18 protein-coding genes are annotated in these 17,683 nt (G+C 55.9%); 12 read left to right on the forward strand and 6 right to left on the reverse strand.

Annotated features, from left to right (window positions below; genetic code table 11):
• The first annotated feature begins 372 nt into the window (after positions 1 to 372).
• The 3 genes from cysJ (at position 373) to cysH (ending at position 4,787) form a co-directional block, all read left to right on the forward strand.
• Entirely contained in the window at positions 373 to 2,175 is a 1,803-nt protein-coding gene (gene cysJ, locus WN53_RS12605) for an NADPH-dependent assimilatory sulfite reductase flavoprotein subunit (RefSeq protein ID WP_024485704.1), read from the forward strand.
• A complete protein-coding gene (gene cysI / locus WN53_RS12610) occupies positions 2,175 to 3,890 on the forward strand; it encodes an assimilatory sulfite reductase (NADPH) hemoprotein subunit (protein WP_024485705.1) in 1,716 nt (571 codons plus the stop codon). The genes cysJ and cysI overlap by 1 nt, the downstream gene beginning before the upstream one ends.
• Before the next feature lie 162 nt (positions 3,891 to 4,052).
• A complete protein-coding gene (gene cysH / locus WN53_RS12615) occupies positions 4,053 to 4,787 on the forward strand; it encodes a phosphoadenosine phosphosulfate reductase (protein WP_024485706.1) in 735 nt (244 codons plus the stop codon).
• 51 nt (positions 4,788 to 4,838) lie between these two features.
• Here cysH and WN53_RS12620 read toward each other — a convergent pair whose 3' ends face one another.
• The 3 genes from WN53_RS12620 to WN53_RS12630 form a co-directional block, all read right to left on the reverse strand.
• On the reverse strand, positions 4,839 to 5,165 hold the full coding sequence (locus WN53_RS12620; RefSeq protein ID WP_037412844.1) for a type II toxin-antitoxin system RelE/ParE family toxin: 327 nt from the start codon (positions 5,163 to 5,165) through the stop codon (positions 4,839 to 4,841).
• Positions 5,166 to 5,178: 13 nt separating this feature from the next.
• Positions 5,179 to 5,454, reverse strand: a complete 276-nt coding sequence (locus WN53_RS12625; protein ID WP_024485708.1) for a hypothetical protein — start codon at positions 5,452 to 5,454, stop codon at positions 5,179 to 5,181.
• Between the two features lie 83 nt (positions 5,455 to 5,537).
• The gene (locus WN53_RS12630; RefSeq protein WP_024485709.1) at positions 5,538 to 6,620 is read right to left on the reverse strand and encodes an aminopeptidase; all 1,083 of its coding nucleotides are present in this window, start codon (positions 6,618 to 6,620) and stop codon (positions 5,538 to 5,540) included.
• A gap of 331 nt (positions 6,621 to 6,951) precedes the next feature.
• Here WN53_RS12630 and cysG point away from each other — a divergent pair, with 331 nt between their 5' ends.
• The 5 genes from cysG (at position 6,952) to WN53_RS12655 (ending at position 11,769) form a co-directional block, all read left to right on the forward strand.
• Entirely contained in the window at positions 6,952 to 8,382 is a 1,431-nt protein-coding gene (gene cysG, locus WN53_RS12635; RefSeq protein WP_024485710.1) for a siroheme synthase CysG, read from the forward strand.
• A gap of 10 nt (positions 8,383 to 8,392) precedes the next feature.
• A complete protein-coding gene (gene cysD, locus WN53_RS12640) occupies positions 8,393 to 9,301 on the forward strand; it encodes a sulfate adenylyltransferase subunit CysD (protein ID WP_024485711.1) in 909 nt (302 codons plus the stop codon).
• Positions 9,302 to 9,313: 12 nt separating this feature from the next.
• Positions 9,314 to 10,744, forward strand: a complete 1,431-nt coding sequence (cysN, locus tag WN53_RS12645; protein ID WP_024485712.1) for a sulfate adenylyltransferase subunit CysN — start codon at positions 9,314 to 9,316, stop codon at positions 10,742 to 10,744.
• Position 10,745: 1 nt separating this feature from the next.
• Entirely contained in the window at positions 10,746 to 11,363 is a 618-nt protein-coding gene (gene cysC, locus WN53_RS12650) for an adenylyl-sulfate kinase (RefSeq protein WP_024485713.1), read from the forward strand.
• 88 nt (positions 11,364 to 11,451) lie between these two features.
• On the forward strand, positions 11,452 to 11,769 hold the full coding sequence (locus WN53_RS12655) for a DUF3561 family protein (protein WP_024485714.1): 318 nt from the start codon (positions 11,452 to 11,454) through the stop codon (positions 11,767 to 11,769).
• Positions 11,770 to 11,822: 53 nt separating this feature from the next.
• Here WN53_RS12655 and WN53_RS12660 read toward each other — a convergent pair whose 3' ends face one another.
• The 3 genes from WN53_RS12660 to WN53_RS12670 all read right to left on the reverse strand — a co-directional run bounded on the left by WN53_RS12660 (position 11,823) and on the right by WN53_RS12670 (position 14,150).
• Complete coding sequence (locus WN53_RS12660) at positions 11,823 to 12,545, reverse strand: amino acid ABC transporter ATP-binding protein (protein ID WP_024485715.1); 723 nt, start codon at positions 12,543 to 12,545, stop codon at positions 11,823 to 11,825.
• Positions 12,529 to 13,296, reverse strand: coding sequence for an amino acid ABC transporter permease (locus WN53_RS12665; RefSeq protein WP_024485716.1), 768 nt, complete (start codon positions 13,294 to 13,296; stop codon positions 12,529 to 12,531). Before WN53_RS12665 ends, WN53_RS12660 begins: the two co-directional genes overlap by 17 nt.
• A gap of 83 nt (positions 13,297 to 13,379) precedes the next feature.
• Positions 13,380 to 14,150, reverse strand: a complete 771-nt coding sequence (locus tag WN53_RS12670) for a basic amino acid ABC transporter substrate-binding protein (RefSeq protein ID WP_024485717.1) — start codon at positions 14,148 to 14,150, stop codon at positions 13,380 to 13,382.
• Between the two features lie 578 nt (positions 14,151 to 14,728).
• Here WN53_RS12670 and ftsB point away from each other — a divergent pair.
• From ftsB to truD, 4 genes are read left to right on the forward strand one after another with little or no spacing between them, the layout of a single operon-like run.
• Complete coding sequence (ftsB, locus tag WN53_RS12675) at positions 14,729 to 15,049, forward strand: cell division protein FtsB (protein WP_024485718.1); 321 nt, start codon at positions 14,729 to 14,731, stop codon at positions 15,047 to 15,049.
• A 3-nt stretch (positions 15,050 to 15,052) separates the two neighbouring features.
• Positions 15,053 to 15,760: a 2-C-methyl-D-erythritol 4-phosphate cytidylyltransferase gene (gene ispD / locus WN53_RS12680; protein ID WP_024485719.1), complete on the forward strand. Its 708-nt coding sequence runs from the start codon at positions 15,053 to 15,055 to the stop codon at positions 15,758 to 15,760.
• A gap of 11 nt (positions 15,761 to 15,771) precedes the next feature.
• The gene (gene ispF / locus WN53_RS12685) at positions 15,772 to 16,245 is read left to right on the forward strand and encodes a 2-C-methyl-D-erythritol 2,4-cyclodiphosphate synthase (RefSeq protein WP_024485720.1); all 474 of its coding nucleotides are present in this window, start codon (positions 15,772 to 15,774) and stop codon (positions 16,243 to 16,245) included.
• Positions 16,246 to 16,248: 3 nt separating this feature from the next.
• The gene (gene truD / locus WN53_RS12690; RefSeq protein WP_024485721.1) at positions 16,249 to 17,295 is read left to right on the forward strand and encodes a tRNA pseudouridine(13) synthase TruD; all 1,047 of its coding nucleotides are present in this window, start codon (positions 16,249 to 16,251) and stop codon (positions 17,293 to 17,295) included.
• The last annotated feature ends 388 nt before the right edge of the window (positions 17,296 to 17,683 follow it).

Raw genomic sequence — 17,683 nt, forward strand, 5'->3', positions numbered from 1 at the left:
CGGCCCTGGTTACTATCTTTTGGGCTGCTTCAGGGGAGATCCTGGGGGGCAGCATGTAGCGCTGCTGGCATTTTTATTTGGGCGGGATTGAGCCGATTGGAGGCGGTTATCAACCTCAAATGCGATTCATTCAAACTTTGAAAAATTAACTAGTTAAATATCAATAAATTAAAAATAAATATCTAACGATTTAGCCACTATCCCTTACCAGGAAAACTGCTTAGTCGTTTTGGTTATTAATTATTGCTATCCCTTATTTAATCGTTGCAATGACGCTCGGTAACCTTACAAACTCTCCTGGTCTTTTCAGGACATTACACAACAACAATTACAGCGACTGACACTGGCTAAGCATAGGATATCCGTACCGCGATGACGACTCAGGTTCCTCCAACATCTTTGCTCCCGCTGACCCCCGAACAGCTTGCGAGTTTGCAGGCCGTCATTGGCGGGTACTCCCCAACGCAGCTGGCATGGCTCTCTGGTTACTTCTGGGGCATGGTTAACCAGCAGCCGGGAAGCGTGGCTTCAGCACCGGTTGCAGCTGCCCCTGCGGCCAGCATCACCCTGATTTCTGCTTCCCAGACCGGTAACGCACGCCGTCTGGCCGAACAGCTACGCGACGATCTGCTGGCGGCGAAGTTGAGCGTCACCCTGGTGAATGCCGGTGACTACAAGTTCAAGCAAATCGCCCAGGAGCGTCTGCTGGTGGTGATCGCCTCCACCCAAGGGGAAGGGGAACCAGCGGAAGAAGCGGTGGCGCTGCACAAATTCCTGCATTCAAAAAAAGCCCCCAAACTCAATGAAACCGCCTTTGCGGTGTTTGGCCTGGGGGATAGCTCTTATGAGAATTTCTGCCAGTCCGGCAAAGACTTTGATGGCAAGCTGGCCGAGCTGGGTGCCGAGCGCCTGGTGGAGCGCATCGATGCGGATGTGGATTATCAGGAACTGGCTATCGCCTGGCGTAAGCAGGTGGTGGAAGTCCTGAAGGCTCGAGCACCAGCGGAAAACAGCGCTCCGGCGGCATTGGCCAGCGGTGCGGTCGATCAGTTGGACAGCAGCCCCTACAGCAAAGAACAGCCGCTGACCGCGCAACTGGCGGCCAAGCAAAAGATCACTGGCCGTGCTTCCGATAAAGACGTACGCCATATCGAGATCGATTTAGGCGATTCCGGCCTGCGCTATCAGCCGGGCGATGCCTTGGGCGTATGGTTTGACAACGATCCGGCGCTGGTGGATGAACTGGTACAACTGCTGTGGCTGAAAGGTGACGAACCGGTTGAGGTTGAGGGGCAAACCCTGCCGCTGCGTGAAGCTTTGCGCAGCCACTTTGAACTGACGCAGAACACTACGCTGATTGTGGAAAAATATGCCGGTCTGTCGCGGGACGAACAGCTGATTAGCCTGCTGGCTGACAAACCTAAACTGCAACACTACGCCCATAACACCCCGATTGTAGACATGGTGCGCCAGGCTCCGGCCGACCTGAATGCAGAGCAGTTACTCAGCCTGCTGCGCCCGCTGACGCCGCGCCTGTACTCCATCGCCTCCTCTCAGGCAGAGAATGAAAACGAAGTGCACATCACCGTTGGCGTGGTGCGTTACGACATTGATGGCCGCAGCCGTGCCGGTGGGGCTTCCAGCTTCCTGGCCGATCGTCTGGAAGAAGAAGGCGAACTGCGGGTGTTTATCGAACATAACGACAACTTCCGTTTGCCCGCCAATCCGGAAACTCCGGTGATCATGATTGGCCCCGGCACAGGTATCGCTCCGTTCCGCGCCTTTATGCAGCAGCGTGAAGCCGAAGGTGCTGGGGGCAAGAACTGGCTGTTCTTTGGCAACCCGCACTTTACCGAAGACTTCCTGTACCAGGTCGAATGGCAGCGTTATGTGAAAGAGGGCCTGCTGACTCGTATCGATCTGGCCTGGTCACGGGATCAACAACATAAGGTTTATGTGCAGGACAAGCTGCGTGAGCAAGGTGCGGAAATCTGGAACTGGATCCAGCAGGGCGCGCACATCTATGTCTGTGGCGATGCCAACCGCATGGCGAAAGACGTTGAAAACACATTGTTAGCACTGGTGGCCGAGCACGGTGGTATGGATACCGAGCTGGCAGACGAATTCTTAAGCGAGCTGCGCCTTGAGCGCCGTTATCAGCGAGACGTTTACTAATGAGTGATAAACACCCTGGGCCTCTGGTGGTTGAAGGCAAACTGGCCGATGCCGAGCGTCTGAAGAAAGAGAGTAACTTCCTGCGCGGAACCATTGCCGAAGATTTACAAGACGGTCTGACCGGCGGCTTTACCGGCGATAACTTCTTGCTGATCCGTTTCCACGGCATGTACCAGCAGGACGATCGCGATATTCGCGCCGAACGTGCCGAACAAAAACTCGAGCCGCGCCACGCCATGATGCTGCGCTGCCGCCTGCCGGGCGGGATTATTTCCCCGCAACAGTGGTTGGGGATCGACAAATTTGCCGCAGAAAGCACGCTGTACGGCAGCATCCGTATCACCAACCGGCAGACGTTCCAGTTCCATGGCATCGTCAAAGGCAACGTGAAACCGGTGCACCAGTTACTGAACCGCCTGGGGCTGGATGCGCTGGCGACGGCTAACGACGTGAACCGTAACGTACTTTGCACCTCGAATCCTGTGGAGTCGGAGCTGCATCAGGAAGCGTACGAATGGGCGAAGAAAATCTCCGAGCACCTGCTGCCGCGTACCCGTGCCTATGCCGAAGTGTGGCTGGATAAAGAAAAAGTCGCGACCACGGACGAAGAGCCGATCCTGGGCGCGACATACTTGCCGCGCAAGTTTAAAACCACGGTAGTGATCCCGCCGCAGAATGATGTAGATCTGCATGCCAACGACATGAACTTTGTGGCGATTGCCGAGCACGGCAAGCTGGTGGGCTTTAACCTGCTGGTGGGTGGCGGCCTGTCTATCGAGCATGGCAACAAGAAAACCTATGCGCGTACGGCGAGTGAGTTTGGCTATATTCCGCTGGAACATACGCTGGCCGTCGCCGAAGCGGTGGTGACCACCCAGCGTGACTGGGGCAACCGCACCGACCGTAAGAACGCCAAAACCAAATATACGCTGGAGCGGGTGGGGGTTGATACCTTCCGCGCCGAGGTAGAAAAGCGGGCTGGCATCACCTTTGCGCCGGTGCGTCCGTATGAGTTTACCGGCCGCGGCGATCGCATCGGTTGGGTCAAAGGGGTTGATAACCACTGGCACCTGACGCTGTTTATTGAAAACGGTCGCCTGCTGGATTATCCAGGCCGTCCGCTGAAAACCGGCGTGGCCGAGATCGCCAAGATCCATCAGGGCGATTTCCGTCTGACAGCCAACCAGAACCTGATCGTGGCCGGTGTACCGGAAAGCGAAAAGGCGAAGATCGAGGCCCTGGCGCGCCAGCACGGCCTGATCGATGACGGCATCAGCGAGCAGCGCAAGAATTCGATGGCCTGCGTATCCTACCCAACCTGCCCACTGGCGATGGCGGAGGCCGAGCGCTTCCTGCCGGAGTTTGTGACCAAGGTAGAAGGCATCATGCATCGGCATGGCGTGGGCGATGAGCACGTGGTGCTGCGTATCACCGGCTGCCCGAACGGCTGTGGCCGAGCGCTGCTGGCGGAGATTGGGCTGGTTGGTAAAGCGATTGGCCGTTACAACCTGCATTTGGGCGGTAACCGTGAAGGGACGCGTATTCCGCGCATGTATCGGGAAAATATTAACGAAGAGGAAATCCTGCAAACCATCGACCAACTGGTAGGGCGTTGGGCAACAGAACGCACCGCTGGCGAAGGTTTTGGCGATTTCACCGTGCGAACCGGGATTATCCGGCCGGTGGTGGATCCCGCGCAGGATTTCTGGGAATAACTTTCGCGGCTGCATGTTATTACGGAGCAGCCAGCCTCCCTTATCCCGGGCCTTTCGGTCGCTGTGTAGAGTGATATGCCGACGAGGGCACATTCGGTCCCCTCTCCCTGTGGGAGAGGGTTAGGGTGAGGGGCCACATCATCACTTTCAGGAGATCGCATCATGGCTGAATTGGATCTGGCGGCGCTGAACGCGTTACCGAAGTCCGGGCAGGCGCTGGCCCTGGCGGTCGTCAACGGCCAGTTGGAGCAGCTTTCGGCACAGGAGAGGGTTGCCTGGGCGCTGGAACATCTGCCGGGGGAGTTTGTGCTTTCCTCCAGCTTTGGTATTCAGGCGGCGGTGTGTCTGCATCTGGTCACGCGCATCAAGCCGGATATCCCGGTGATCCTGACCGATACCGGCTACCTGTTCCCGGAAACCTACCAGTTTATCGACCAATTGGCCGACCAACTGAACCTGAACCTGCAGGTATTCCGCGCCGAGCATTCACCGGCCTGGCAAGAGGCGCGCTACGGCAAGCTGTGGGAGCAGGGCGTTGAGGGCATTGAGCAGTACAACCAAATCAACAAAGTTGAGCCGATGAACCGCGCGCTGGAAACTCTAGGTGCGCAAACCTGGTTTGCTGGTCTGCGCCGTGAGCAATCGGGCAGCCGTGCCAATCTGCCGGTGCTGGCGGTGCAGCGTGGGGTATTCAAGATCCTGCCGATCATCGACTGGGATAACCGCCAGATTTACCAATATCTCACCGAGCATGGGCTGAGCTACCACCCGCTGTGGGATCAGGGCTACCTGTCGGTGGGCGATACCCATACCACCCGTAAATGGGAGGAAGGCATGAGCGAGGAAGAAACCCGCTTCTTCGGCCTGAAGCGCGAGTGTGGTCTGCACGAAGGTTGATGAGCGCATAGTTAACGAACCGGGTTCTGCGAGGGCCCGACTAATTAAGTTCTAGCTCAATAACATGTGACGTCTGAGGGCGCGGGTCAAATCTTGGCGGGTATGCAAGAATAGCAAGATATCGACGGTATGACCGGTGATTTCATACAGCGTCCGGTATTCGTGTTTATCCAGACGTTCTCGTAGTGCCAAGCCATAATCAGCCAAAGTGGCGTTAAAACGATAGCGCTTGGGATCTTCTCGCAACGTGGCAGTAGCTTCCAAGAGCAATTGGTCTACAAAGTGCCCTGCATCCACTGAGCCAATAGTGGCTGTTTTGAACGACTCTATATCGGCAAGGCACTGAAATGCGGTTTCGGTCAGACGCACTTCATACATGGGTGGTTACTCCTTAACCTCTTGCAGCCCTTAGCCTTTTTAATGCTTCATCAGGAGTCAGGACTTTCCCTTCGGCGACTTCTTGCTTGGATTTCAGCACCAGTTTTAGCAGTGCATGGGTTTGCTGTTCCTGTTCCCAGGCAGCCAATTCCTCTTGTCGTTCCAAGGCCGTTTGGACGAATAATTCTGCGGTTCCATTTTTAGTCACCCAAACACCTCCTTTGAAACTATCAGGTGAACCGAGACTCTCTCGTGTCGCTTGTTGCGATAAGGTTTTGTGCGTACTCATTGGTTTCTTCTCGAATACGGGTTTCTCTCAGTATACTTAACCAAGATGGTGAGTACAAAATTTGTACTCGATTTTACGTCCAATTATTTCTTCTGTTTCTTCTTCGGCTCAGGGGCCGGATGCGCCTGCACCCATTCTTTTACCAACGGTAACAGGATCCGTACGCTGTCGCGGCTGCGCTTGTCGATCCGCCCTGGCAGGTGGGTTTCCAGATATTGCAGATTGTCGTATTGCGGGCGATGCCAAGTAATGCCCTGCGGGAAGTTGGGGCTGACAGCACGCTGCTGGTAACCGTCTCGATCCCCCAGCGACCAGTTGGTGGCTTCTACCGCCATCACCGGAATTTTGGCGTTATCGAAGACGATCTGATCGGAACAGCAACCGGTGCCGGTTGGAAAACCTTTGCTGCCTGGGTTGATGGCCGCTTCAATGCCATAACGGTGGGCGATGCTCAGTGCCCGATCGCGGGATCGGACCACCACTTCCGGCTCGGTGTTACGCCCAGAATGGAAATAGAGGCGATCGCCGGTGATCAGGCTGTCGAGGTTAATCACCAGCAGCGTGTTCTTCCGCTCCTCCGGCGTCATACGGCCAAGGTAGTTTTTAGCGCCTACAGACTTAAGCTCTTCACCACTCATGGCCACAAAGCGCAGGCTATAGGTGGTGGGGATATTTTTCAGCCTGTTGGCCAACTCCAGCATCACGCCCACGCCGGAGGCATTGTCATCGACCCCCTGTAGCGTCAGGCCACCGAGGTTATTGTCCACCTCATCGTCGCTAAGCGGGGTATAGGTATCGAAGTGCGCCATGATGATGACCTGCTGGGGCCGCTCACCTTTTTTGGTGGCAATCACCGAGGTGACGCTAATCTTGCGCCAGTTTTCACTGGTGTCTTTGTTGGTGTAGAGATAACGGGCGTCAAAGGTGCGGGTGTCTGCCGGGTAGCCCATCTCGGTAAACTGCTGTTTCAGGTAGTCTGCGGCCAGTAATTCTGCCGGGCTGCCCGCCATGCGGCCGGGGAAGTAGGTAGCGATATGGCGGATCTGTTTAGCGGCGAACTGGCCCATAGGGGCTTCTTTTACGGGTTTGGTAGCGGCCGAAACGCTTACAGCACTGCCGAGAGCGACTAACAACAGCCCTGCTCTCAGGCACAAGCGGGAAAACATACCGAAAAATCCTTCTCTGACAGCGGTGATACCGATTATTTTTGCGGTAGTTAGTATGGGACGCCAGCGCCGATAAGACAATTTCTTCGCGTCCTATTTTTGTCTTAGGTGCTCGCCGCTAAACCGCTGCTATCCACGTTTAGTGGCACCGTATGTTCGACCGTAGGGGAGACATCAAGGCCACACCTGTAACCTCATTACGTACAGCGAGTTAGGCGCACTGCCAACAGCCTTATTCCATTTAAGAACATCTCATGCCTTTTCGTCATTTCAGGGGGCAAATCGCACGCCGTATAGTCACCCTATCAATCTGTTATATGAAAAGGCCGTTGTGGACTATCTACCAATATTTGCCGACCTGAAACAACGCCCAGTGCTGGTGGTTGGCGGCGGCGAAGTGGCTGCACGCAAAGTCGACCTCCTGCTACGCGCAGGGGCGCAAGTGCGGATCGTGGCGCAGGCGCTTTCAGCAGAGCTGGAGCACCAACACCTGCAAGGGCGCGTTGAGTGGCTGGGGCAGAACTTTGTGCCGCAGCAGTTAGACGACGTCTTTCTGGTGATTGCCGCTACCGACGATAGCGCGCTGAACGCCGAGGTGTATGCCGAAGCGGATAAGCGCCGCGTGTTGGCTAACGTGGTGGATGACCAACCGCGCTGCTCCTTTATCTTCCCGTCGATTATCGATCGCTCACCGTTGGTGGTGGCCGTTTCTTCCAGCGGCCAGGCACCGGTATTGGCGCGGATGTTACGTGAGAAGCTGGAGGCATTGCTGCCTGCCAGCCTGGGGCAGATGGCGGAACTGGCCGGAGGGTTGCGTGGCAAAGTGAAGCAACGGCTGGCTTCCATCGGGGCCAGACGCCGTTTCTGGGAGAAAACCTTCAACGGCCGTTTCGCGACTTTGGTGGTGAATGGCCAGACGGAGCAGGCGCAGCAGCAGTTGGAACAGGATTTAACGGCTTTTGCGCAGGGTAATGAGGGGGCGCAAGGTGAGATCGCACTGGTCGGGGCAGGCCCGGGCGATGTCGGCTTGTTGACCCTACGCGGGCTGCAGGTGATGCAGCAGGCTGACGTGGTGCTTTACGATCACCTGGTGAGCGAAGAGACGCTGGATTTGGTGCGTCGCGACGCCGAACGTATCTGCGTGGGCAAACGCGCCGGTGCGCACTCGGTGATCCAGGAAGAGACCAATCGGCTGCTGGTAGAACTGGCGCAGCAGGGGAAGCGGGTAGTGCGGTTAAAAGGCGGCGATCCCTTTATCTTTGGCCGGGGTGGCGAAGAGTTACAGGTGGCCGCCGCTGCCGGGATCCCTTTCCAGGTGGTGCCGGGCGTAACCGCAGCAGCAGGGGCTACGGCCTATGCCGGTATTCCGCTAACGCATCGCGATCATGCCCAAAGCGTGACCTTTATTACCGGCCATTGCCGCGACGATGACGACGGCTTGGATTGGCCCGCACTGGCGCGAGCGCGTCAGACGTTGGCGATCTACATGGGCACCATGAAGGCGGCGGATATCAGCCGCAATCTGATCGCCCATGGCCGTGATGCGGATACGCCAGTCGCCGTGATCAGCCGGGGTACGCGGGCCGATCAACAGGTGCAGACTGGCACCTTGCAACAGCTGGAACAATTAACTCGGCAGGCCCCGTTACCGGCGCTGCTGGTGATCGGTGAAGTGGTGGAGTTACATCATCAAATCGCCTGGTTTGGGCATCAATCGCAGACGGCAGTGGCAGCGCGCCCGGCCGTCGTGAATTTGGCTTAAAGGATCTGTTATGGACCAAAAACGACTCACTCATTTGCGGCAATTGGAGGCGGAGAGCATCCATATCATCCGTGAAGTGGCCGCCGAATTCGGCAATCCGGTGATGCTCTATTCCATCGGTAAAGACTCCTCGGTGATGCTGCATCTGGCGCGCAAGGCGTTCTATCCGGGCACGCTGCCGTTCCCGCTGCTGCATGTGGATACCGGCTGGAAATTTAACGAAATGTACCAATTCCGCGATCGTACCGCCAAAGAGTACGGTTTCGAGCTGCTGATCCACAAAAACCCGGAAGGGGTGGCGATGGGGATTAACCCGTTTGTCCACGGCAGCGCCAAGCACACCGATATCATGAAAACCGAAGGCCTCAAGCAGGCACTGAACAAGTACGGTTTTGACGCTGCCTTCGGTGGTGCCCGCCGTGACGAAGAGAAATCCCGCGCCAAAGAGCGCATCTACTCTTTCCGCGATCGCTTCCACCGCTGGGATCCGAAAAACCAGCGCCCGGAGCTGTGGCACAACTATAACGGCCAGATCAACAAGGGCGAGAGCATCCGCGTGTTCCCGCTGTCGAACTGGACCGAGCTGGATATCTGGCAATATATCTTCCTGGAGAAGATCGATATCGTTCCGCTCTACCTGGCCAAACCACGCCCGGTGGTGGAACGTGATGGCATGCTGATGATGGTGGATGACGATCGTATCGATCTGCAACCGGGTGAAGTGATCAGCCAGCGTATGGTGCGGTTCCGTACCCTCGGCTGCTGGCCGTTGACCGGCGCGGTGGATTCTTCTGCGCAGACGCTGCCGGAGATCATCGAGGAAATGCTGGTCTCCACCACCAGCGAACGTCAGGGCCGCATGATCGACCGCGATCAGTCCGGTTCGATGGAGCTGAAAAAGCGCCAAGGGTATTTCTAAGGAGCCGCCGGAATGAACAACGTTATTGCACAACAAATCGCCGAACAGGGCGGGGTAGAAGCCTACCTGCACGCGCAGCAGCACAAGAGCCTGTTGCGTTTCCTGACCTGTGGCAGCGTGGACGACGGCAAAAGCACCCTGATCGGCCGCTTGCTGCATGATACCCGTCAGATCTACGAAGATCAGCTCTCAACCTTGCATACCGACAGCAAACGCATCGGCACCCAAGGGGAGAAGCTCGATCTGGCCTTGCTGGTGGATGGCCTGCAGGCAGAACGTGAGCAGGGCATTACCATCGACGTGGCCTACCGCTATTTCTCGACCGAAAAGCGCAAATTTATCATCGCCGATACGCCGGGACATGAGCAGTACACCCGCAATATGGCTACCGGTGCCTCGACCTGCGACTTGGCGATCCTGCTGATTGATGCGCGCAAGGGCGTACTGGATCAGACCCGTCGCCACAGTTTTATCGCCACGCTGCTCGGTATTCGCCATCTGGTGGTGGCGGTGAACAAAATGGATCTGGTGGATTACAGCCAGGCTGTGTTTGAACAGTTCAAACAGGATTACCTGACCTTCGCCGAGCAGTTGCCCAACGACTTGGAGATTAAATTCGTCCCGTTGTCGGCACTGGACGGGGATAACGTGGCTACCCAGAGCGTCCAGATGCCTTGGTACAGCGGCCCGACGCTGCTGGAAGTGTTGGAAAGCGTGGATGTGATCAGCGAGCGTGAACATCAGCCGCTGCGCTTCCCGGTGCAATACGTCAACCGCCCGAATCTCGATTTCCGGGGTTATGCCGGGACGTTGTCTGCCGGTGTGGTTCGCGTGGGCCAGCGCATCAAGGTGCTGCCGTCTGGCGTTGAATCCACCGTGGCGCGCATCGTGACCTTTGATGGCGATCTGCAGGAGGCGGGGCCGGGTGAAGCGATCACGCTGGTGCTGAAAGACGAAGTCGATATCAGCCGGGGCGACCTGCTGGTGGATGCCAGCGAAACCCTGCAGGCCACGCAAAGCGCCTTGGCGGACGTGGTATGGATGGCAGAACAGCCGCTGTTGCCGGGCCAAAGCTACGACATCAAGATAGCCGGGAAGAAAACTCGTGCCCGCGTTGAGAGCATTCGCCATCAGGTGGAGATCAACTCGCTGGCGCAGCATCAGGCCGATGTGTTGCCTTTGAACGGCATTGGGTTGGTGGAACTGACCTTCGACGAACCGCTGGTGCTGGACAGCTATCAACAGAATCATGATACCGGCGGCCTGATCTTTATCGATCGTTTGACTAACGTCACGGTTGGCGCAGGGTTGATCCGCGAAGCCTTGCAGCAGGATAATCCGACGGCGGCAGGTAATTTCAGCGCCTTTGAACTGGAGCTGAACGCCTTGGTACGCAAGCATTTCCCACACTGGGGTGCGCGTGACCTGCTGAAGGGGAATTAACGTGGCCGAGGCTGAGTTAGCGAAAGACGAAAATGTCGTGTGGCACCCGCATGCGGTAACGCGTGCGGAACGCGAAGCCGCGAACGGCCATCAGGGCGTGGTGCTATGGTTTACCGGCCTGTCTGGTTCGGGTAAATCGACCGTGGCTGGCGCGCTGGAACAGGCGCTGCATCAGCTGGGGGTCAGCACCTATCTGCTGGATGGCGACAATGTGCGCCACGGCCTGTGCCGCGACTTGGGGTTCTCTGACGACGATCGGCGCGAGAATATCCGCCGGGTGGGCGAAGTGGCCAAGCTGATGGTGGATGCCGGGCTGGTGGTGTTGACGGCGTTTATCTCACCGCACCGTGCCGAACGGCAGATGGTGCGGGAAATGTTGGCCGAGGGGCAGTTTATCGAAGTGTTTGTCGACACCCCGCTGGCGATTTGTGAGGCTCGCGATCCAAAAGGATTGTACAAAAAGGCTCGCGCTGGTGAGCTGCGTAATTTCACCGGTATCGACTCGGTGTATGAAGCGCCGGAACGGCCGGATATCCGGCTTAATGGTGAACAATTGGTAACAAATTTGACCGCGCAATTGTTAGACCTGCTGCGTGGTCAGGCTATTATCAAACCCTGAATTCGCAAAAAGCGCGCGGCGTGATCCCGCCCCGCGCTTTTTACTCTAGCAAGTCGCCGCAGAGCGAACCAATAGACCAGGGAACGCTATGCAAAATGCCACGCCACTAGTGATTGATAGCCAACTCGAGCAAGAGGAACCCTCGTACTCCTTTTTGGGCGGCACCAGCGGCTTTGTCTTCTATTGGTTGGCGTTTACCGTGCCTTTTATGGTTTACGGCTCTAATACCTTGTTTTTCCTTCTCTATACCTGGCCGTTTTTCCTGGCTTTGATGCCGGCCTCCGTGCTGCTGGGTATCGTCTTCAGCGTGGTGCTGCGCGGGCGTTTGTTCCTCACGCTGCTGCTGACCGGTATCACCGTCATCTGCTTATTCTGGCTGGTATTCAGCTTTCTCAGTGGTTGGTAATGAAAAGGGCGCGATAAAATCGCGCCCAACAGATGTCAAAGCGGTGCCGAAGGTTACAAAACTTTGCTTAAAAATGCCTGGGTGCGCGGATTGGTCGGGTTACCGAAGATGTGCTCCGGTGTGCCTTCTTCCTGGATAATCCCCTGATCGATAAACAGCACCCGGTCAGCCACTTCGCGGGCGAAGCCCATTTCATGGGTTACCACCACCATCGTCATGCCTTCAAGCGCCAGCGCCTTCATCACCGCCAACACTTCACCGACCAACTCTGGATCCAGTGCCGAGGTAGGCTCATCAAACAGCATGATTTGCGGTTCCATCGCCAGAGCGCGGGCGATAGCGACACGCTGTTGCTGCCCGCCGGACAGGCTGCTGGGATAGGCATCGATCTTGTCCAGCAGGCCCACTTTATTCAGTAGTACCTCGGCACGCTCAATGGCCTCGCTGCGGGACAGTTTTTTCACCCCCATCGGCGCCATGATGATGTTTTCCAACACCGTCATATGCGGGAACAGGTTAAAGCGTTGGAATACCATGCCCACGCTTTCACGCATCTTGTTCAGATCGGTCTTCTGGTCATGAATGGCAAAACCATTGACGTCGATCTCACCGCCCGAGAGCGTCTCCAGCGCGTTGATACAGCGCAAAAAGGTACTTTTACCGGAGCCGGAGGGGCCGATAATGCACACCACTTCTTTCGGCGCGATCTGGCAGGAGATCCCGCGCAGCACGTGGGCTTCGCCAAATTGTTTTTGCAGGTTATGTACGCGAATCACTTTTACCGAACCTTTTTTCCATGTGTTGCACCATCAGCGAGAGCAGGAAGGTGATGATCCAATAGATCACTGAAATAGTCAGATAGGGCTCCCAGTAGGTGGCGTACGCGCCGGAAACGGTACGCGCGGCATAAGCCAGATCCGCCAGACCAATCGCGGAGGCCAGGGACGAATCCTTGACGATGGCGATGGCGTTGTTGCCGAGCGGTGGCAGCATGCGGCGGAAGGCCTGCGGCAGGATCACCTTACGCATGGTTTTGCCGTAGCCCATCCCCAAGGAGCGCGAAGCCTCCATCTGGCCGCGATCGATAGACTGGATCCCGGCGCGGAAGATCTCCGAGACGTAGGCACCGGCGTTCAACGTGATGGCGACGACGCAAGACAGGAAGGCACCGTAATCGGAACGTAATGCGCGTGCGAAGTCGACGCTCATCAAACCGTTGCTGACCAGCAGGCCGTCACGCGGGTTGATAAACAGCGGCACCAGCGCGAAGTGGACCACCATGATTTGCACAAACAGCGGTGTGCCCCGGAAGGCGCTGATGTAGATGCGCACCGGCCATTGCACGCAATAGTGCAGGATCGGTTTCCAGATGCCGTGCGGTGCCTGCGCCAGACGGCCTAAGCCGAGGAGCAACCCCCAGGTGGTGCCCAGGATCACACAGATGATGGTACATTTGATGGTCATCCAGGCACCCTCCATAAACAGCGGAGCGTATTCCTCAATGATCTCCCAACGGAATGCTGACAAAATTTAATCCTTACGGTGGTAGTGCGAACTTGTGGGTCTAATGCGTAGGGGCACAGTCAATTGCGCCCCTATTTACAGCCGGTTTATTCTGCTGGCAGCGTAGGGACGTTGCTGTCGAACCAGGTCTGGTAGATTTTGGCGTAGGTGCCATCGGCGATGATTTTCTTCAGGCCGCTGTTGATCTTGTTACGCAGCTCATCGTTACCCTTGGCCACCGCAATGCCGAAATACTGACGCTCAAACTTGGCGTCTGACACCAGCTTGAACTCTTTCTCCGGGTGGGTCTTGATGTAAAACTTGGCCACGCCAACGTCACCCACGGCCGCGCCAATACCATCTTCATACAGCTCTTGCAGCAGTAGCGGCGTGTTATCAAAACGTTTGATGGAGGTGCTGTTTTTGCCCAATACGTCGGAAACCACGATGTCGCCAGTGCTGGAGTTCACCACGCCCACCTTCAGGGTTTTCAGCGCGTCGATGGAGTCTACTTTAGACTCTTTCGGCACCACGATAGCCTGCTCTGCCGGGAAGTATGGCGTAGAGAAGTCGACCATCTGCTTGCGCTTGTCGGTAATGGTGATGCCGGAAATGATGATGTCGCGGTCGCCAGAGTTCAGGGTGGCAAAGATGCCTTCCCACGGCGTATTCACCAGCTTCACCTGGAAACCTTCCGCTTTGGCGACGGCCTTGATCACATCGATATCAAAACCTTCCAGCTCTTTTTTGCTGTTTTCGAATTCAAACGGGCGATAGGTACCACCGGAACCGACAACATACGTCGGTTCTGCGGCAAAGGAAGCGGCGGAAAAAGTGGCCGCCAGGCAGGCACTAATCAGCACTAGACGTTTTAACATGAGCAATCCCCGAATAAGTTGAGTAAAGGTTATAACCTTCGCCTTTCAAGCTGCAGCGTTGTTACCTGCGCTTGCCCACCCCAGTCACTTACCCAAAAGTAAGCTCCTGGGGATGAGCAAGCTTGTCGCCTAGCTGCAACTTGAAATTCATTGGTTATACATTGGATTTATTTATGCACTTTAGATGCATAAAAATAAACTTACATGAATAAAAACACAACCCCTACCTGATGATGAAAATGCTAACAGTGTTAAATATGAATAATTATTTAAAAGATGGCGTAAATGTCGGTGAAAATACCCTCAGCCCAGTTATTCTTACTGCATACTGATGTGGGGTGGGGATGTGTGCACGATCTGGATACTGATGTGTGCACGTTGTAGGGGCGCCGCATGCTGCGCCCGTCGATCCATGCTGCCTGCACCCGCCTGGATTTAATGCCGCTTTCAGGCGACAATCAGGCGCTAAACTCAGGAAATTCTGATTACGCTCGCTTGCCGCAGGTGAAAAGCCGCTGCTGCTGTGGAGTCAAACGGCAAGTTGTGGGATGATTAAGCGCTTTTTTTAGGGGGCGGAGATGGGAAAACTAACGCTGCTTTTGTTGGCGCTGCTTGGCTGGTTACAGTATTCGCTGTGGCTGGGGAAGAATGGTATTCACGATTATGTACGGGTCAATGAGGACGTTGCGGCTCAGCAGAGCAACAATGCCAAATTGAAAGCGCGTAACGATCAGCTGTTTGCCGAGATCGACGACCTGAACGGCGGTCAGGAAGCGATAGAAGAACGCGCACGTAATGAACTGGGCATGATCAAGCCCGGCGAGACTTTCTATCGTCTGGTGCCTGAACCTTCCGGACGCAACGCGGCGTCTGCCACACAGAACAACCCACCGAAGTAACGCATGAATCCATCCGTAGGCTCCTCCCCTCAGGTGATCGCCGTCCTGCCCGCTGCCGGTATTGGCAGCCGTATGCAGGCTGATTGCCCGAAGCAATATTTAACCATCGGCCATCAAACCATTCTTGAGCACGCCATCCACGCCTTGTTACGTCATCCGCGTATTATCCAGGTGATCGTGGCTATCAGCCCCGAAGACCAACAGTTTAAAACGCTACCGATCGCCAGCGATCCGCGGGTGTTGGTTACCGAGGGTGGGCAACAGCGTGCCGATTCGGTGCTGGCCGGGCTGCAATTGGCAGGCAACGCACACTGGGTTTTGGTACACGATGCTGCCCGTCCTTGCCTGCATCCCGACGATCTGGAGCGGTTGCTGGCGATCACGGCACACAGTAAGGTCGGCGGCATTCTTGCCGCGCCGGTGCGTGATACCATGAAGCGGGCGCAGGTGGGCCAAAGCATTATTTCGCACACCGTCGAACGCCAGGATTTGTGGCATGCACTGACGCCACAGCTGTTCCCGCTGGAACTGCTTAAACTCTGCCTGCAACGCGCCCTGGATGAAGGGGCGACAGTAACCGATGAAGCCTCGGCGCTGGAACATTGCGGCTATCATCCGCTGCTGGTGGCGGGGCGTGCGGACAATATTAAAGTGACGCGGCCAGAGGATTTGGCGCTGGCGGCGTTCTATTTGACTCAGTTGAACAACTAAAGGAGCGCATCATGCGTATCGGTCACGGTTTTGATGTCCATAAATTTGGCGGCGAAGGGCCGTTGGTGATCGGCGGTGTTCGCATTCCTTATGAAAAAGGACTGCTGGCTCACTCCGATGGTGACGTGGCGCTGCATGCGGCCACCGATGCTCTGTTGGGGGCGGCGGCGTTGGGGGATATCGGCAAGCTGTTCCCGGATACCGATCCGGCCTTCAAAGGGGCGGACAGCCGCGAGCTGCTGCGTGAAGCCTGGAAACTCATTCGTGCCAAGGGCTATCGTCTGGGTAATCTGGATGTCACCATCATTGCGCAGGCACCGAAGATGGCACCGCACATTCCTCAGATGCGCATCTTCCTGGCGGAAGATCTGCAATGCCATATGGACGACGTTAACGTCAAAGCGACCACCACCGAACAGCTGGGCTTTACCGGCCGTGGCGAAGGCATTGCCTGCGAAGCGGTTGCCCTGTTGATCAAGGAATAACGTATGGACATGGCTAATCTGACCTGGTTGCACGGCAAGCCAGTGGCTACCGGCGTGCTGAAAGCCAACCCGGAAGACTTTGTGGTGGTTGAGGATCTGGGTTTTTCCCCAGATGGTGAAGGTGAACACCTGCTGGTGAACATCCGCAAGAACGGCTGCAACACCCAGTTTGTGGCGGACTATCTGGCGAAATTTGCCGGTATTCATGCCCGTTCGGTCAGCTATGCCGGTTTGAAAGATCGCCATGCGGTCACCGAGCAGTGGTTCTGTCTGCATCTGCCGGGGAAAGAATCTCCCGATCTCAGCCAGTTTGCGCTGGAAGGCTGCGAAGTGTTGCAGGCCGCTCGCCATCTACGCAAGCTGCGCATTGGTACGTTGAAAGGCAACGAATTCACCCTGGTGCTACGCCAGATTAGCGATCGCCAAGAGGTGGAGCAGCGTTTGCAGGCCATCGCGGCAGGCGGCGTGCCGAACTACTTCGGTAGCCAGCGTTTTGGCCGTGGTGGTAATAACCTGACGATGGCGCGCCGCTGGGCCAACGATGAGATCCGGGTCAAGGAGCGCAGCAAACGCAGCTTCTACCTGTCTGCCAGCCGTAGCGCGTTGTTCAACTTCATCACCAGCCAGCGCTTGGCTAACCAACAGCAGCAAACGGTGCTGGAAGGGGATGCGTTGCAGCTTGCCGGGCGTGGTAGCTGGTTCGTGGCCAAAGCGGAAGAGTTAGCCACCCTGCAACAACGGCTGGACGCGGGTGAACTGATGATCACCGCTCCGTTACCGGGGGATGGTGAGCCGGGAACCGCCGCAGAGGTGCTGGAGTTTGAACAAAGTTGTCTGGCACAACAGCCGGAATTGCTGAGTTTGTTAAAGCGTGAGCGCGTAGAGCCTGCGCGACGGGCTTTGCTGCTACAGCCGCAGAAAATGCAGTGGAACTGGTGGGATGATGTCACCGTGGAATTACGTTTCTGGCTACCGGCGGGCAGTTTCGCGACTAGCGTGGTGCGCGAAATAATGCAATTGGCTAGTGGTGAAGCGGATATTGCCGAGTAACCGTTAGCTTAATCCTCAGCGATCGATTCCTGCTTTCTCGTTCAGGCGGAGAGGAACTCTGCCTGAACTGAATAAGACAGCGAAAATGTTGTCATCGGCCTGGCTTGCCAGGCTTATTTCCCCCCGTATTGCGCCGCTGATTAAAATCTCATCTTGTAATTCACCTTAATCATTACCATTTGTTTATTTCTGTTTGTTTCTGTTTATTATAACAAAAAATTATCTTGTTTTTTATCATGCACTTATCGCGATTATTATTCTTATTGTTATTATTATAATTATTAAGTTGATCTGGGCGCTCATTGGTTTTTATACTTGCTGCGAATTTTACGAGACTAAGCGTGGCTGGAGTTAGCTGTGTTTTAAAGTTTGATATAAGAGACTCTCA

Origin of the sequence: Serratia fonticola (assembly GCF_001006005.1) — a bacterium.
GTDB classification, from domain to species: Bacteria; Pseudomonadota; Gammaproteobacteria; order Enterobacterales; family Enterobacteriaceae; genus Chania; species Chania fonticola.

Excerpts from the sequence above, each read along its gene's own strand:
- WN53_RS12655 (WP_024485714.1), top strand. The coding sequence starts at position 11,452 with ATGCAAAATGCCACGCCACTAGTGATTGATAGCCAACTCGAGCAAGAG.
- truD (WP_024485721.1), top strand. The coding sequence starts at position 16,249 with ATGGACATGGCTAATCTGACCTGGTTGCACGGCAAGCCAGTGGCTACC.
- cysD (WP_024485711.1), top strand. The coding sequence starts at position 8,393 with ATGGACCAAAAACGACTCACTCATTTGCGGCAATTGGAGGCGGAGAGC.
- WN53_RS12630 (WP_024485709.1), bottom strand. The coding sequence starts at position 6,620 with ATGTTTTCCCGCTTGTGCCTGAGAGCAGGGCTGTTGTTAGTCGCTCTC.
- ispF (WP_024485720.1), top strand. The coding sequence starts at position 15,772 with ATGCGTATCGGTCACGGTTTTGATGTCCATAAATTTGGCGGCGAAGGG.
- ftsB (WP_024485718.1), top strand. The coding sequence starts at position 14,729 with ATGGGAAAACTAACGCTGCTTTTGTTGGCGCTGCTTGGCTGGTTACAG.
- cysI (WP_024485705.1), top strand. The coding sequence starts at position 2,175 with ATGAGTGATAAACACCCTGGGCCTCTGGTGGTTGAAGGCAAACTGGCC.
- WN53_RS12670 (WP_024485717.1), bottom strand. The coding sequence starts at position 14,150 with ATGTTAAAACGTCTAGTGCTGATTAGTGCCTGCCTGGCGGCCACTTTT.
- ispD (WP_024485719.1), top strand. The coding sequence starts at position 15,053 with ATGAATCCATCCGTAGGCTCCTCCCCTCAGGTGATCGCCGTCCTGCCC.
- cysN (WP_024485712.1), top strand. The coding sequence starts at position 9,314 with ATGAACAACGTTATTGCACAACAAATCGCCGAACAGGGCGGGGTAGAA.
- cysH (WP_024485706.1), top strand. The coding sequence starts at position 4,053 with ATGGCTGAATTGGATCTGGCGGCGCTGAACGCGTTACCGAAGTCCGGG.
- cysJ (WP_024485704.1), top strand. The coding sequence starts at position 373 with ATGACGACTCAGGTTCCTCCAACATCTTTGCTCCCGCTGACCCCCGAA.
- WN53_RS12625 (WP_024485708.1), bottom strand. The coding sequence starts at position 5,454 with ATGAGTACGCACAAAACCTTATCGCAACAAGCGACACGAGAGAGTCTC.
- WN53_RS12620 (WP_037412844.1), bottom strand. The coding sequence starts at position 5,165 with ATGTATGAAGTGCGTCTGACCGAAACCGCATTTCAGTGCCTTGCCGAT.